General features: G+C 42.2%; 13 protein-coding genes and 1 tRNA gene. 2 read left to right on the plus strand and 12 right to left on the minus strand.

Annotated features, from left to right (window positions below):
* Positions 1-147: 147 nt before the first annotated feature.
* The 3 genes from HUS26_RS10395 to HUS26_RS10405 form a co-directional block, all read right to left on the minus strand.
* The gene (locus HUS26_RS10395; protein ID WP_173917097.1) at positions 148-2,247 is read right to left on the minus strand and encodes an RNA degradosome polyphosphate kinase; all 2,100 of its coding nucleotides are present in this window, start codon (positions 2,245-2,247) and stop codon (positions 148-150) included.
* Positions 2,248-2,332: 85 nt separating this feature from the next.
* Positions 2,333-3,868 (minus strand): exopolyphosphatase, encoded by a 1,536-nt coding sequence (gene ppx / locus HUS26_RS10400; protein WP_173917098.1) that lies wholly within the window; start codon positions 3,866-3,868, stop codon positions 2,333-2,335.
* Positions 3,869-3,946: 78 nt separating this feature from the next.
* Entirely contained in the window at positions 3,947-5,842 is a 1,896-nt protein-coding gene (locus HUS26_RS10405) for a PrkA family serine protein kinase (RefSeq protein WP_173917099.1), read from the minus strand.
* 304 nt (positions 5,843-6,146) lie between these two features.
* On the opposite strand from HUS26_RS10405, the gene HUS26_RS10410 reads away from it, so the two are divergent.
* Both HUS26_RS10410 and lipA read left to right on the plus strand, forming a co-directional pair.
* A complete protein-coding gene (locus HUS26_RS10410) occupies positions 6,147-6,962 on the plus strand; it encodes a biotin/lipoate A/B protein ligase family protein (RefSeq protein WP_173917100.1) in 816 nt (271 codons plus the stop codon).
* Positions 6,963-6,979: 17 nt separating this feature from the next.
* Positions 6,980-7,927: a lipoyl synthase gene (gene lipA / locus HUS26_RS10415; RefSeq protein WP_173917101.1), complete on the plus strand. Its 948-nt coding sequence runs from the start codon at positions 6,980-6,982 to the stop codon at positions 7,925-7,927.
* A gap of 35 nt (positions 7,928-7,962) precedes the next feature.
* On the opposite strand, the gene HUS26_RS10420 is transcribed toward lipA, so the two are convergent.
* From HUS26_RS10420 to HUS26_RS10460, 9 genes are all read right to left on the minus strand, one after another.
* Positions 7,963-8,619: a hypothetical protein gene (locus HUS26_RS10420; protein ID WP_173917102.1), complete on the minus strand. Its 657-nt coding sequence runs from the start codon at positions 8,617-8,619 to the stop codon at positions 7,963-7,965.
* A 132-nt stretch (positions 8,620-8,751) separates the two neighbouring features.
* Entirely contained in the window at positions 8,752-9,003 is a 252-nt protein-coding gene (locus HUS26_RS10425) for a hypothetical protein (RefSeq protein ID WP_173915196.1), read from the minus strand.
* A gap of 331 nt (positions 9,004-9,334) precedes the next feature.
* Positions 9,335-9,811 carry a tRNA (uridine(34)/cytosine(34)/5-carboxymethylaminomethyluridine(34)-2'-O)-methyltransferase TrmL gene (gene trmL, locus HUS26_RS10430; RefSeq protein ID WP_173917103.1) on the minus strand — a complete coding sequence of 159 codons (477 nt, stop codon included), beginning with the start codon at positions 9,809-9,811 and terminating at the stop codon, positions 9,335-9,337.
* A gap of 50 nt (positions 9,812-9,861) precedes the next feature.
* A complete protein-coding gene (locus HUS26_RS10435; protein ID WP_173917104.1) occupies positions 9,862-10,716 on the minus strand; it encodes an amidase domain-containing protein in 855 nt (284 codons plus the stop codon).
* A gap of 448 nt (positions 10,717-11,164) precedes the next feature.
* Positions 11,165-11,713, minus strand: coding sequence for a methylated-DNA--[protein]-cysteine S-methyltransferase (locus HUS26_RS10440; RefSeq protein WP_173917105.1), 549 nt, complete (start codon positions 11,711-11,713; stop codon positions 11,165-11,167).
* A 68-nt stretch (positions 11,714-11,781) separates the two neighbouring features.
* Entirely contained in the window at positions 11,782-12,915 is a 1,134-nt protein-coding gene (gene queG / locus HUS26_RS10445; RefSeq protein ID WP_173917106.1) for a tRNA epoxyqueuosine(34) reductase QueG, read from the minus strand.
* Between the two features lie 19 nt (positions 12,916-12,934).
* Positions 12,935-14,641: an ABC-ATPase domain-containing protein gene (locus HUS26_RS10450; RefSeq protein WP_173917107.1), complete on the minus strand. Its 1,707-nt coding sequence runs from the start codon at positions 14,639-14,641 to the stop codon at positions 12,935-12,937.
* Positions 14,642-14,763: 122 nt separating this feature from the next.
* Positions 14,764-14,837 (minus strand) — tRNA-Gly (locus HUS26_RS10455).
* A 354-nt stretch (positions 14,838-15,191) separates the two neighbouring features.
* Positions 15,192-16,622, minus strand: coding sequence for a sodium:alanine symporter family protein (locus tag HUS26_RS10460; RefSeq protein WP_173917108.1), 1,431 nt, complete (start codon positions 16,620-16,622; stop codon positions 15,192-15,194).
* Positions 16,623-16,646 lie beyond the last annotated feature (24 nt).

Consider the following 16,646-nt stretch of genomic DNA (forward strand, 5'->3'; position numbering starts at 1 on the left):
ACGTAAACGTTTGCAAACACACTTACTATTATAGAGTTGTTACGCTCCTTAATTCAACATTTATCCCTTTTTTTCTTAAGCTCTAATTCTTTTTAATTATAACAAGAAAGACGCACCAGATGGTACGCCTTTTGCAATTTTCTAAATTTATTCGTCATCCTCAAGAACTTTGTAAGCTTGATCAAACAATTTCATTTGGCTGTCTATTACTTCCTCGTCAGAATTTCTTTCAATATATGAATAGACCCCTTCTTGGCTGAGTGCTCTGGCTTTAACATTATCATCCAGCATAATGTTTAATATACCTAGTATTCTCTTTTTTATTCTCTGATCAAGGACTGGAAATAACAATTCCACCCGTTTGACCATGTTTCTAGTCATTAGGTCAGCAGATGATAAATAGAGTTTCTCCGTTCCATTATGATAAAAATAAAAAATACGGCTGTGTTCCAGAAACCTCCCTACTATACTAGTAACACGAATATTCTCACTTACTCCTTTAATTCCCGGTTTTAAACAGCAGATTCCCCGGACAATCAATTCGATTCGGACGCCGGCTTTTGAAGCTTCATAGAACTTCTTAATGATGGATTTGTCCGTCAGGGAATTCATCTTGGCTACAATTCTTCCGTTACCTTCCTGCTTATGAAAAGCAATCTCTTCTTCTATTTTAAGAATATAATCGTTTCTCAAATCAGAAGGAGCCATAGATAAGTGATAATATTCCGGCTGTTCGGTATACCCGCTTAGTGCATTGAAGAAGTTCGTAGCGTCCACTCCAAATTCCTCATGAGTAGTAATGATCCCCATATCTGTATACTGCTTAGCTGTCTGGTCGTTATAGTTCCCTGTTCCTAGATGAACGAAACGCTCAATATAATTTCCCTTTTTTCTTACAATTAAAGTAATCTTGCTGTGTGTCTTTAAGTGAGGGATCCCATAAATCACATGACAGCCAGCCTTTTCTAATTCCCTGGCCCATTGGAGGTTATTTTCTTCATCAAACCGAGCCTTTAATTCCACTAAAACGGTAACTTGCTTCCCGTTCTCCGCTGCTAATTTGAGTCCTGCCATAATCGGGGATCCCCCGCTTACCCGATAAAGCGTTTGTTTAATAGCCAATACGTTCGGATCTGCAGCCGCTTCTGTAATAAATTCTACAACCGGCTCAAAGGATTCATAAGGATGATGAAGGAAAATATCCTTTTTTAAGGCGGCTTCAAAGATATCCTCACCTTCTTCAACGTCCTGCAGGGGCTGGGGGATTAATTGTTCATAACTCAGTTCTTCTTTCCGCTCTGCTAATTTTTCATAAAAATTAAATAGACAGGTTAAATCTAAAGGTCCGTCTGTCCTATAGATATCATCTTCATAAATCTCAAGCTCTTTTAATAGAAATTGCACCATTTTCTCATCGCAATTTCTATTTCTCACCTCTAAACGGACGGCGGCCCCCCACTTTCGTTTTTTTAATTCTTTCTCGATTGCTTTTAATAAATCACGTGCATCTTCTTCATCGATGGTCATATCCGCATTGCGGGTAATTCTAAATTCTGTAATTGACTTCACTCTGTAGCCTCTAAATAATTTATCGATAAAATAACTGATAATTTCTTCTAAGAGGATATAACAATGGATAATAGGATGAGAGACTTGAACAAAGCGAGGAAGAACAGATGGTACTTGGACTATAGCCGTTCTTTCCAGCATGTTCTGAGGATCGCTGTGTGCTAAAACAACTGCCAGATTAATAGTTTTACTTAACAAAATGGGAAAAGGCCTGTGAGTATCCACCGCCAAAGGCGTTAATACAGGAAAAACTTCGTTAATAAAGTACTCCTCCAGCTCAAATAACTGTTCCTCAGATAATTGAGCGATGGAGATAATCGAAATATTTTCATTTTCTAACAGGGGCTTCATTTCCTGATACGTCTCATATTGTCTATGCACCAACTCATGATTGTTTTTTGCTATGTGGTGCAGCTGCTGCTTCGGTGTAAGGCCAGATTTATTTTCCGGCTTATTGTATCCGGCTTTCACCTGATCCTTCAGTCCTGCCACACGAACCATAAAAAATTCATCGAGATTGGAAGAAAAGATCGCTAAAAATTTAAACCTTTCTAATAAGGGTGTGTTTAGATCCTTCGCTTCCTCCAATACTCGTTCATTAAAGGCAAGCCAGCTTAACTCTCGGTTAATAAAAAATTCAGGGTCATCTAAATTAGAAATACCTTCTACATTTGTCATGACACACTTCCTTTTTGACAGGGATGGCTATCTCCAACTTACTACTTCCATATTAAGAGTCTATACTTCTTTTGTTGATTTTTCGTTAATTTTCGACATTTGAAAAAGAGAGTTCTATCCTCTTTTTCAGGGTTTTTTCCAGATGCTTTTTCTGTTTTTCACTTTGGTATTCTTCAGGCAGATAGTCTTTAGAACAGATCAGCTCCATATACAGGGTATCATCGTCTGTTTCAATTCTTATATCTTTAACAGCACTTCTCCTCGTACTGTCAAGGCTATAGCAAAATTTAATAAAGGCGCCAAACAACCGGATTTTTTTCTGTTCGCTTTTTACCCACCAGTCTTTATAAGGGCGGAGGAACTGCTTGAAAATTGTTTTATTTTTAAACGAAGCCATTAATGCCAGCTTCAAACGGTCAATATGCATAAGACCGTCAATCGTTCGATTGGCTAATAAATAAAAGGTATGCTGAGCACTCGATTCATCATCGATATATTGGCCTAAGTTGTAGACATAGCTGGCTCTTTTAATATCTTTCCAATCAGATTTTGAAAAATCACCGATTCCTTTATCATAAAGCTGATTAAATAACTTGTAGGCTAAATGGTGGACATGAGAAATCTGTTTTGTGTTGAGGTCATAATCTTTGACAAGTTCCTGCACACTTTCTTCTAAAACATTAGGAAATAAGTGTGTTCCCATCCCACGTGTCAATTGCTCATAAAAGACGCCGTCTCGTAAGCCTTTACGGCTAAGGATAAACCCGTCAGCATGAACAGTTTCATACAGGGAATGGAACACCTCAATCGCCGGCAATATAATATCAGAGCGGTCTTTCGATAACCCTTCGACCTTTTGCAGCTTATCGATCGGAAGAGTGAACAAATAATTTTTAATAAATGCTAAGTCACTATCTGTCATTTTATACTGATGAAGACCAGCTAATGGATACTCTTTCATATTCTGATCAATCTGTGCGACATTTCTCGCGCCGCCTCCAATCCCAATTAGAGGGACTTTTTTCTTGTTTAGCCACTCAAGCGACATAAACGCCTCTTTTAAATACTGACGCAGCTCTTCATACTCTTTTTCCGTAGGCAGTTCATCTGTAAAGAAACGCTGTTTAAGCGTAATTGCACCGAAAGGAAAGCTATGAGAATGAATGAGACGGCGGTCTTTAAAATAGGTAACTTCTGTACTTCCACCGCCAATATCAACAGTTACTCCTTCTTCGAGGGACGTAGAATTTACAACAGCTAAATAGCCATAATACGCTTCCTCCTCTTCCGATAGAATTCTCATATCAAAATCAGTCTGTACGAACACTTCTTTTATAATTTCTTCTTGATTTTCAGCCTGTCTGATAGCTGCGGTAGCTACACAGATGGTCTCTTCCAATTGATATGTATCCAGAACATGCTGAAAGCTCGTTAAAATAGTAAGCATTTTTGCCACACCCTGCTCAGAGAGCGTTCGGTCCTCTTGTAAGTATGTACTCAACCGGGCCACAGCTTTTACATTTTCAACTTCACGCAAACGGCCTCCCTTATCTCTTAAATAGATCACAAGCCGCATCGTATTTGAACCTATATCGATAATCGCATAATAACGTTTACTCATTAGATTCACCTACCCTTTTTTTTGCCCAGTATACCATAAATGGAGTGCCAGCCACTTTGGCTGACACTCCACAGTTGATTATCGATTTAAAAGGCTTCCTACATATTTCAAAAGCTCATTCGCGGAAGTAGAATTGTATCCATGCTCATCAACTAATGTAGCGACGACTTCATTAATCTTCTTAAGCTGCTGTTCATCCGGCGTCTTCGTGGAAGTGGTAATTTTCACGATATCCTTAAGATCAGCAAACAGTTTCTTCTGGATAGCTTCTCTTAAGCGCTCATGGGATTGATAGTCGAACTTCTTGCCTTTGCGTGCATACGCTGAAATCCTGATGAGAATCTCCTCGCGGAACGCCTTCTTCGCATTTTCAGAAACGCCGATCTGCTCTTCAATCGAACGCATGAGGCGCTCATCTGGATTCATTTCCTCTCCCGTTAATGGATCGCGAAGCTTCGTCTTATTGCAATATGCCTCAACGTTATCAAGATAATTATCCATAAGCGTGCGTGCAGACTCTTCATAGGAATAAACAAATGCTTTCTGAACTTCCTTCTTCGCTAAATCATCATATTGTTTCCGTGCTACTGAAATAAACTCCAAGTATCGCTCCTTATCTTCTTTTGAAATTGAAGCGTGACTATCCAGCCCATCTTTTAATGAACGTAGAACATCTAAAGCGTTAATCGAACTCATTTCTTTTTTAATTATTGTAGAAGAAATTCGGTTAATCACATAACGAGGGTCAATGCCGCTCATTCCCTCATCCGAGAACTCTTTGCGAAGTTCCTCTACATCCACATCACTAAAACCTTCAACCTCCTGCCCATCATATAAATACATCTTCTTCAAAATATCAATAGAAGCTTTCTTCGACTCTTTTAAACGGGTTAAAATCGTAAACATAGCAGCGACTCTCAAGGTATGAGGTGCGATGTGCACATCACGGATATCACTCTCACGAATCATTTTTTCATAGATTTTCTCTTCTTCTGTTACTTTTAAGTTGTATGGAATTGGCATGACAATCATCCGGGAGTGCAGGGCTTCATTCTTTTTATTAGCAATAAAGGAGCGGTACTCCGCTTCGTTTGTATGGGCAATAATCAATTCATCGGCTGAAATCAAAGCAAATCGTCCAGCTTTAAAGTTACCTTCCTGCGTTAAACTCAATAAATGCCAGAGGAACTTCTCATCACATTTTAAAATCTCCTGAAACTCCATTATCCCTCGGTTAGCTTTATTCAGTTCCCCATCAAAACGATATGCTCTTGGGTCAGACTCTGAACCGAACTGAGCAATAGTCGAGAAGTCGATAGAACCAGTTAAATCAGCAATATCTTGAGACTTAGGATCCGAAGGACTAAATGTTCCAATACCTGTCCGCTTATCTTCTGAGAAAAATACTCGTTCTACAAGAACATCTTCAATTCGCCCGCCATAATCCTGTTCCAGCCTCATTGTGTTCAGAGGTGATAGACTTCCTTCTATACGGATGCCATACTCTTCCTGAAACTCATCGCGCAGGTGATGTGGAATCATGTGAAGCGGATCCTCATGCATCGGACAACCTTTGATCGCAAAAACGGCACCCTTATCCGTCAGCGAATATTTCTCAAGTCCACGTTTAAGCAGATTTACGAGTGTTGATTTACCGCCGCTGACAGGACCCATCAGGAGCAAGATTCTTTTTCTTACATCTAATCGGCGGGCAGCCGGATGAAAATACTCTTCCACTAAGCGCTCCATCGCCTCATCTAATCCATAAATATCCTCATCAAAAAATGAATACTTCTTATGATGAGAGCCCTCTTTTACTCCAGCTTCCGTGATCATATTATAAACACGAGAGTGAGCAGACTGGGCCAAGTACGGTTTCTCTTTCAACAAATCTAAATAATCCCTAAATGTTCCTTCCCACTTCAGTTCCTCTTCTTGTACTCGGTAGTCTTGAATTCTTCTAATAATATCCACTCAACGACCTCCCCGTCGTAACTCGCAAGTTTAATAAATCCTATGCGGACAAATTTAAAATCATTCCCACTGTTTCGGTACCAGGTACAGGGAGATAAATCGGTGGTTCTGGCTCTTTTTCTTCTCCCGGTACCCGGTACTGACTCTTCCAGCTATTTTTGCGGCATCGCGCAAATTAGCGCAAGAAATGGATAGATCTCCGAAAAATGTATAGAACTCGCTTTGACAGGGGGTATATCCCTTGTTAGAATTGTCTTGAATTTTAATTCGATAAAGGATTACAAATGGAAAGAAGGTCAAAATAATGGAAAGATGGTACTTTGTCGATTCAGGGCATCTGACACCTGCTTTGAACATGGCTTTAGATGAAGCTCTTATGAATTGGCACAGTGAAGGAAAGATCCCCCCTGTCCTGCGTTTCTATGGATGGAAACCCGCTGGACTTTCCGTCGGCTATTTTCAAAAAGTGAAGGGAAAAATTGACCTTGAAGCAGTAAATCGAAATGGATATCAGCTCGTAAGAAGGCAGACAGGAGGAAGAGCTGTACTGCATGACGATGAATTAACCTACAGCGTCATCGTTTCCGAATCCCACCCTGATATGCCTGCCTCCGTTAAAGAAGCATACCTCGTCATCTCCCAGGGCTTGCTAGAAGGCTTTAAAGAATTGAATATCCCTGCAGACTTTGCGATCCCTGAAGAAAAGTTAGGGACAACCGGTTCAGCCGTCTGTTTTGAGGAACCTTCCTGGTATGAATTAATTGTCGATGAAAAAAAAGCGGCTGGAAGCGCACAGACAAGGAAAAAAGGGGTTATCCTCCAGCACGGTTCGATCCCGATCAATGTTGACGAATCGAAGCTTTTTGATATGTTTATATATAAGAATGAACGTATTAAGCAGCGGGCCCGTGAAGCTTTTGGCGACAAGGCCGTTTCCATTAACCATATTTTAGAGACTCCTGTCAGTTTTGAAGATACAAAAGCCGCGTTTAAAAACGGATTTGAAAAAGGCCTCAATATTGAACTTAAACCTTTTCAATTAACAGACGAGCAGTGGGCTGAAGTAGAAGGTTTGGCACAGAATAAATATGCGACTGATGAGTGGAACTTTTCCAGATAAAAAAAGGAGTGAGCGAATTGGCTAAAAAAGACGAGTACATAAGAAAACCGGATTGGCTCAAAATTAAAATCAATACGAATAAATCCTACACAGGTTTAAAAAAATTAATGCGCGAAAAGAAACTGAATACCGTATGTGAGGAAGCACGCTGTCCCAACATTCACGAATGCTGGAGTGAACGTAAAACAGCGACTTTCATGATCCTTGGGGATACTTGCACGCGTGGATGCCGCTTCTGCGCAGTTAAAACAGGTCTGCCAAACGAACTGGATTGGGGCGAGCCGGAACGAGTCGCCGAGTCCGTCGAGATTATGGGTCTTAAACACGTGGTTGTTACGGCTGTAGCCCGCGATGACTTAAAAGACGGAGGAGCCGCTGTTTTCGCAGAAACAGTGAAAGCCATCCGCCGCCGTGTACCAGGCTGTACGGTAGAAATCCTGCCGTCTGATATGAAGGGAGATTACGAAAGCCTTCATACGCTGATGTCAGGTGAGCCTGACATTTTCAACCACAACATTGAGACGGTCAGACGCTTAACGAAAAAAGTCCGGGCCCGTGCTATGTATGACCGCTCCTTAGAGCTTCTGCGCCGAGTGAAGGAAATCCGTCCAAATACACCGACAAAATCAAGCATTATGGTCGGTCTTGGTGAAACCAAAGAAGAAATCATTCAGGCTATGGATGACCTTTTAGCCCACAATGTAGATATCATGACAATCGGACAATATTTACAGCCAACGAAGAAGCACTTAAACGTCGAGCGCTATTACCACCCGGATGAATTTGAAGAACTTAGGAAAATTGCCATGGAAAAAGGCTTCAGGCACTGTGAAGCCGGTCCAATGGTACGCTCTTCTTATCATGCTGATGAGCAGGTAAATGAAACCTCTGCCCAGCGACGCATTAAGTACATGCAGGGTTATGAGTCTCAAGGGGATAAATTAGAAGACAACGTTACTTTTTAGTCCATAGAAAAAGCCGCCTTAAAAGGCGGCTTTTTTTACTCTTCAACAGCAGATTCCGTTTCTTGTTTATCTATATTCTCTTCATTTCCTTCTTCATCAGATTCATCTTCACCAGAATCTGAACCCTGGTCTTCTTTCTTTTCTTCTTTTGGTTCTATTTCCTCGTCTGGCTCTTTATCTTTTCTTGATTCTTCTTCCTTATCCGTTTCTTGGTCAGTCTCAGCTTTTGGAGGATTTTCTTTTTGCTTTTCGGAAGCTTTCTCTTCATTGGCTGGTTTATCACCAGACGTAGACGTACTGCCTGTACCAGAGGAGCCGGAACTTCTCGATAATGAAGGGGATGAAGAGCTTGAAGCCGGTGGAGTGTATGTATAACTGCTTTCTCTCTCACTTTCAGCAGGCTGCTCCATAAAATAATCCTGCTTAAGAGCTTCTTCTTCTGCCAATTCCTCTTCTTGATGCTGATCTTCTTCCTTCGCTTCGGCTAATACCTTCTCGACATGCACGAAGTTATTCTCCGGTATTTCCCCTTCTATTTCTTTATTAGTGATGATCTCCGGTCCTTCTTCGTCATCGATCTCAGCTTCGCCCAGCTGCTGTATCGTAATTTTGATCGGTTCTGTACCGGCCGCTTCACTGCTTTTGCCGCCGCATGCAGCCAGCAGGAAACCTGTCAAAAATAATAACATCACAGGAAAAATGCCCCTCATTCTAACGACTCTCCTTTTAACCGGTTTATGTAAAAATATGCTGGAATATGTAAGTTGGAATCATTATACCATAATTCCCATAAGGAAAAGACCGCATGAAGCGGTCTTTTCTTTTTACCAGTAATATCCGTACGGGTTATAAGGGGGTCCTGGCTGGCCATAGTAAGGCGGGGGATAACCGCCATACCCTCCTCCATATAATAGGGGTGGAAGAGCGCTTCCTATGAAACCGCCGAGAAGTCCACCGACAAATGGGCCTCCGAAGAACCCTCCGAAGAATCGATCTTCTTCCTCATAGTAATACGGATCTGCCGTGCGTTCATCAAACTCAGCATAAGGACCGTATTGGTAGTGGTCAGGTAGCATTGGGTTCCCTCCGTTAAAAAGACATGGGGTATTTACCTACATTTCAACATATGTGTAATCCGTACTTAATGTATGGGCGAAAACCCTGTCCCTGTTTAATTTTAGAAAAGCGCATTCACATTGTTAAGTAAATAAGGTATAATAATTACCATCAATGCTTGTCTGTATGGATTACATAAAGGAGGCTGAAATTCCATGAAATTAACGTTAATTATCTTTGTGTGCGTCGCATACTTAGTTTCCATTTTCTCTGCAGGTTATGATACGAAACCGGGACGTCCAAGAAAATAATAAAAGCAAAATCGCACCTCTTTATAAGAGATGCGATTTTTTATTTGATCATATTAGGAAAGCCTTGCTGCTTGAGAACGTCAAAGATGATGATGGAAGCCGTATTCGATAAGTTCAGAGACCTGACCTTATCAGTCATTGGAATGCGAAGACAACGGTCCTCAAGGCCCGTAAGAAGACTCTTAGGAATACCGTCCGTTTCTCTTCCAAATACAAAGAACCACGACTTCTCCGTATCGCTGAAATCAAAATCAGCATAGGATTTAGTTCCGAAATTCTCAATATAAAAGAATTCTCCATCAGGATACTTTTCGTACAGCTCCTCGATGGAATCATAATAATGAATGGTCACATCATGCCAATAATCCAAACCTGCGCGCCTAAGCATCTTATCATCAGTGGAAAACCCTAAAGGACGAATGAGATGCAGTTCTGCGTTGGTCGCTAAACACGTTCGTGCGATATTTCCGGTGTTTGCAGGAATTTCAGGCTGAAATAAGACAATATGATTTGCCATGTTCTTCACCTCAATTACACTTAGTCAACTAGACTATTATACCATACTTATCAACCGCCAATTTTAAAAAATTTATACTTGATATTCGGTGTGTAGGCCGTTGAATCTTCATACTTCCAGTAACGCTGCCGGCTGTTTGTAGTATGAGCGTTCACCAGGGGTTCCCCTTCGCTGTCTTTACTTACGACAATAGTGGTATGGTCATAGCGCCCATCCCCTTCAAAATCATAGCAGATGACATCTCCAGGCGACAGCTCATCGGCTGACTGCACTTCAATTGCCACTAATCCTTTTCTTGCACCGCTTAAATACCAGCGCATCGCATTGGCCACTGTCCAGCTGTAACTCCATGTCTTGCCTCCATACCACCAGCCTTTGCCTCGGTGCGGATGCCCCCACACAGGTGCCCCGCCGGCTCGTAAGCATTGGGAAATGTAGTTCGTACAGTTATTTTCAAAATTCATGTAAGCCGGATTATAGCTGTCCCACCACTGCTCCGCATACCGGACAGCCTCTCTGCGGTCATAATTAAAACGAGAAACTTCATTCCCTGCTTCTTCAAAAAAAGGCAGGGCCTCTATACTTCTATCACTAATATTTTTTTCGGTAATGGTCATATTTTCAATCAGCTGATTATGTTCAATTCGGCCGCGGCAGGAGTAAATGCCTTCTTCTACATAAGAACGTGCGCCGTCTTTCACGTAAAGACGAATGGCTAATAAGTAGCTCCTTTCATCTACCGCTTCATATGTAACTCTATGATAAGGGATGATATGAAAGGTAGCCTGACTCACGCGGCTTCCCCTCTCTCTCATTCCTTCTATCTTTCGGGCAAGCCACTGTTCTTCCTGCTGCTCAGGTAAGTTATTTAGGATTTCATTCCAGTACGATTTAATTATATCCATGTCGTCTCCTCCTCTCTTCCACTATATGAAAGAGGAAAACAATCCATACAAAAAACTCCTCTATACCAAAGGAGTTCAGTGTGCAGAGAAAATCCGTTTTTTTGCTTCAGGAGCGAAGACATCCGCTTTTTAGCGGCCCCACATGACGCGGGGTCGTTCGATGTTGGTAAATGATGTGCCGAAATTAACCGAACTTCATTTATTAAAAAGCCTCCTAGCGAAACCCGCGCTTTAGTGTCTTGGATCGCCCGCTTGTGGTGCACGGGGCTCGCGGTATTCTCTCTGGACCTTCTTCCATCGTGCTCACCTTTGGAAGATGGAGGGCAATCAGTCTCACCATTTTCATTTCATTATGTCGTCTTTTCCTGGATTGAAATAAAGAATCACCTTTTCTAATAACAAACAAAAACACCGAACAAATAAAAAACTCCCTCTTCAAGAGAGGGAGTTACATATTGGCTTTGATTAACTCATGTTTTGATTCGTGCTGTAAAAGTTTCTGCTTTCTTTCCAAGCCGCCCGCATAACCGACCAGCTTGCCATTACTTCCAATCACCCGGTGACAAGGAACAAGAATCATAAAGGGATTGCTGTTGACGGCCCCGCCAACAGCCCGGACGGACTTCTCAGCCTGGAGGGCTATCGCAATATCTTTATACGACCTCGTTTCCCCAATCGGGATGAGCTGTAACAATGCCCGCCACACCCTTTTCTGAAAAGGAGTCCCATAACAAATAAGCGGGACTGAAAAGGAGTCACGCTCTTGTTTAAAGTATTCGCGAAGCTCTCTTGTCGTCTGCTGAATGATACAGTGATCGGCCTGGTGTTTAAATGAGCTTTTCATCAAGTGCTTTTTTGTCCAGTTTTGGTAAAAAGCAAGATGTTCTTCAATGGATCCGTAATCTACTCGCAGAACCCCTTCATCATTGGCCAAAATCGTAAGCTGGCCGACAGGAGTATCCACAACATCGTAGTAGAGCGTTGTTTGGTAGCTCATATAAAATCCCTTCTTAACTGTTTTTTCTATTATACAAAATCTAGTATATTCTGAAAAGCTTATTTTGATTATGCTTCCTGAAAATTCAATCCTTTGTCCATCTCAGCAAGCACCTCTTTATCTTCTTCCTTCTCATAAGCTTTTCGGATCGCATCATAACATTCATCCGTGCCGATTTTTCCTAATGAATAAGCCGCTGTTCCCCTGATCACAGGACGAGGGTCGTGCTTCATCAGCCGGATCAATTCGTCTACTGCCGCTATTTCTTTATAGTGACCAAGTGCCAGGATCGCGTTACGCTGAATCGGCTTTTTCCCCCGCCAGGAACCAGACATCGGTCCAAACGTTTCTTTGAACTCCCGGTTAGAGAGTGACAGCAATGGGATTAATCGCGGCTTAACAATTTCCGGATCCGGCTCAAATGCTTCGTGGTTATGAAAATCCATGCCTTTATTTTTCGGGCAGACGGTCTGGCACGTATCACATCCATATAACCGGTTTCCAATTTTCGTTCGGAACTCTTCAGGCAGGAAATCCTTCGTTTGAGTTAAAAAAGCAATACAGCGCTGGGCGTTAAGCTGCCCGCCCTGTACAAGGGCATCTGTAGGGCACGTATCGACACAGAGGTTACAATCTCCGCAGCTGTCGTCTACCGGCTCATCAGGTGCAAATGGAATGTTCGTCACCAGTTCCCCTAAATACACGTAGGAGCCAAATTCAGGGGTAATAATGGCACTATTTTTGCCACTAAATCCAATACCTGCCCTCTCAGCAACTGCCCGATCCGAAAGCTCCCCTGTATCCACCATTGACTTAAGTTCAACTTCAGGCATTTTTTCCTTTAGAAAAGCTCCGAGCAAATGCAGCTTTTCTCTAAGGACGTCGTGATAATCCTGTCCCCAGGAAGCCCGCGCAAAAACTCCGCGGCGGTCCCCTCTTTTATTTTTGGGAGCGTCCTTCAACTTAGAGGGATACGCAAGAGCAATCGAAATAATCGATTGAGCTTCCGGCAATAAGCGTGAAGGCTCGGTCCGCTCTTCCACACTTCCTTTTTCAAAACCAGATTGATAGCCAAGGTCCTGCTGCTGCTGAAGCCTCGCCTTTAATTCGCCAAATACATCAGCTGAAGCAAAGCCGATCTTATCGATGCCGATTTCTTTACTATAGGTGATGACTTCTTCTTTAAGTTGATGGTAATCCACCTTGACTACCTCCTTTCATTTACCGGATATCTTCCACCTTCGCTGTCCGGATCCGGTTTAAGGCGGCCGCAATTTCAAATCTGCGCGGTCTCGCTAATTCTCCTGGATGCTGATCCTTAAATGGAGCTATTGAAGCGAGGCCGTCTTGGTCAAACTGTCTTTCTATTTCGTCAAGAAGCTGAGAAAGAGACTGCTGCTTTTTCAAAGCTCCCTTTTTATATAAATGCATAAGCAAATCTGCAATAACTCTTGTCTGAGATGCGTCAACGAGCTGTTCCACCCCATCCAGTGTGATTTCAGATGCACCCATTAAAATCGATGTTTTGCCTTTAGCCTGTACCTTTTCTTTTTTACCTTTACGCGGCTGGATCGAAGCATGCTTATAATGCCTGGAAGGCAGATCTCCAAAAGATGCGCTTAACTTCTGGCGCTGGCTGGGATATCGCTCTGCAATTTCCTTCGCTCTTTCCGTCACGTTGTAAGGAACATATTGATCCATCATGATGACATCATCAGCTTCTGTAAAGTAATCACCGGAGCCTCCCATAACGAGGATCGTAGAAACATCAAGCTCACCACGCAAGCTTCTTATTTTATCAATAAACGGAGTAATCGGTTCTTTTTCCTGCACGACAAGCTCCTGCATGCGTTCATCACGAATCATGAAATTCGTGGCGCTTGTATCTTCGTCAATAAGCAGTGTTTCTGCACCGGCTTCTAAAGCTTCAATGACATTAGCTGCTTGAGACGTACTGCCACTGGCGTTCTCTGTTGAAAACTTCGCCGTGTCTGCTCCGCCTGGAAGATTTTTTATAAAAGGAGAAATGTCTACATTCGTTACCTGACGGCCATCTTCTGCTCTTACTTTAACAGCCGTAGGATCCGTTAGGACATATTCGCGTCCATCTCCTTTAATATGAGGATACACGCCGCGTTCAATCGCATTCAACAGGGTACTTTTTCCATGATAGCCTCCGCCTGCAATTAAGACAATTCCTTTATGAATGCCCATGCCTGTCAGCGGCTCGTCCCTATGCGGAACGTCAATGGTGATTCGATTCTCCTCAGGACTTTGAAAAGGGACCGCACCTTTCATCGGACGGTCACTTATCCCGCTCGCACGCGGTAAAATCGAGTCATCTGCAATAAAGGAAATGAAGTTCTCTTCTTTCATCTTTGCCAAAATAGCATCATGCTGATCCGCTAAATGAACAAATTCCCAAATTTCATCGTCCTTAATGGATAAGACAGATTCTTTAATTACGTTTGGCAAAACAGTAAAAAAAAGCTTGTCTGCTTCTTTTCCGTTAATCCGGCGGCCATTAGCAGGCAAACCTACTGTCAAACAAACCGTTGTATGATCGCCGTCAATACTTACTGCCGTTCGCTCTAAAATTTCCTGCTGCGGCCGGTCAATAGATACTATCCCGCTTTTACCCGATCCCCGCACGTTAGGACGAGTGTGATTTAACACATCTGCCACCTTACGCGCGATCACGTCCTCTGTATAAACCTTGCGTTTCTTCGTCTCCTTCCACTCCGGAAGAATCGGTTTTATTTTATTTGGCACCTGGATACGGATTTTTGAAGGAGCCGCAAAGGGATCTCCCTGAACATATTCAATTTTCAACTGATAAGAAGAGAAGGAATAACTCCCCTGAATTTGTTTATATCCTTTGTAGCTTTTTCCGTCGATTTGCTTCAGTAATAGCTTTAGCTTTTTCATGGATTACTTCTCCCTTCCTTCTATTTATAGTAACTGTACTCATATTAAAAAACGCAATGCTTCGTTTATTATAAAACGAAACACTGCGTTGGTTCACGTAGTAAGGTATAAAAACAATTGAATGGAGCGGGTGAAGGGAATCGAACCCTCGTCATCAGCTTGGAAGGCTGAGGTTTTACCATTAAACTACACCCGCATTTACAAGGCTTCATTAGCTATGTTTTAACATGCTTCTTCCTCTACACGTCATTCAAGGAAGTAGGATCCGTCGAAGCAACTCGCAGTTTATTCGGCAGAAGCCCAGCTCGTGGCTGAGGTTTTACCATTAAACTACACCCGCATAACGATGTATCGTACTCTCGGAAGCACATTTTTTATTATAACAACCCTCTCTTGTGCTGACAACCAAAATTTGAGGATTTTCTACAAAAAATTCATCGATAAGCGGTTCCCATTCTTTTGTTTTCATTATCATATGTACGTCCACTTTTTTTGACACTACTAAAATAAATAAAACCGTACTTCTAATTACGAAGCACGGTTTTTATGTTTACACTACATTTTTCTTCTTCTCTTCTTCAAAATCAAGCCTTTCCCAAGTTTCGGTTCCGTCAATTCCCAGTTTGCTTGGTTCAAAGACAGGCTCTTTGTTTTCTTTTCTCTGTTCCATATAATCGCTTAAAACGGTGAAAGAAACTTTGCTTAATCGTAAAACCGCATAGATATTAAGGATGGTCATAATACCCATGAATACGTCTGCTAAAGACCAGACAACATCAAGAGTTGCTACGGCTCCAAACATAACCATAGCCAAAGTACCAAAACGGTAAATTAAAATAGCCTTTGGGCTGTCTTTAATAAATTCAATATTCTTTTCCCCATAATAATAGCTTCCGGCAATTGAACTAAAGGCGAATAAGAAAATGGCTAAAGATACAAAGAGATTCGCCCATCCTCCAATCTGAGAAGCAAGAGAGTCCTGTAGTAATGTAATACCTGCTTCCGTCCCAAACTCCGCCTGCCCGGCACTTAAAATGATGAACGCCGTAGCCGTACAAACAACGAGCGTATCAAGAAAAACGCCTGCCGCTTGAATGAAACCTTGTTTTACAGGGTGGGAAACATGTGAAGACGCTGCGGCATTAGGGGCACTCCCCATACCAGCTTCATTCGAGAATAAACCACGGTTTACACCATTCATAATGACAGCACCAATACCGCCTCCAATTACCTGCTCAAATCCAAGGGCACTGGTTATAATCAAACTAAACACTTCAGGAAGAGCGCTTAAATTCATCCCTACTACGATTAAAGCAATGACAATGTAGATTGCGGCCATAATTGGTACGACAATACTTGTAAAGTTCGCAATACGGTGTACGCCGCCAAAGATAACGATAGCTGATAACACGACAAGACCGATCCCCACTACTGAAGTTGGGACGTCAAACGTTGAATTAATAGAAGCAGCGATTGTATTACTCTGTACTGAATTAAAAATAAGTCCAAATGTAAAAGCAATGAGGATTGCAAAAGCAATTCCAACTTTGCGCTGCTTTAAGCCTTTTTCCATATAGTAGGCTGGGCCGCCGCGAAAAGCATCCTTACCATCGCGTACTTTATAAACCTGCGCCAGTGTACTTTCCATAAACGCTGTAGCTCCTCCAACGAGCGCTACAATCCACATCCAGAACACAGCGCCAGGACCACCTAAAGTAATGGCTACAGCTACACCAGCAAGGTTACCTGTTCCTATTCGAGTTGCTGATCCGATACAGAAGGATTTAAAAGCTGAAATCTCCTTGCCATTATCTCCTGGCGTTTTTTCGAATAAAACGCGTATTGTTTCTTTTAAATACCTAAACTGCACAAACCGGGAAAAAATCGTAAAGAACAGCCCTGCTCCCAGTAAAATAGGGACTGTTAAGTATGTGGAGAGATAACTGTTAATCTGCCCCAGTAATTCCATTAAAAACTCCATTTTTCCACTCCTTGGAAATTTGTT

The organism is Halobacillus sp. Marseille-Q1614, assembly GCF_902809865.1.
Taxonomy (GTDB): domain Bacteria; phylum Bacillota; class Bacilli; order Bacillales; family Halobacillaceae; genus Halobacillus_A.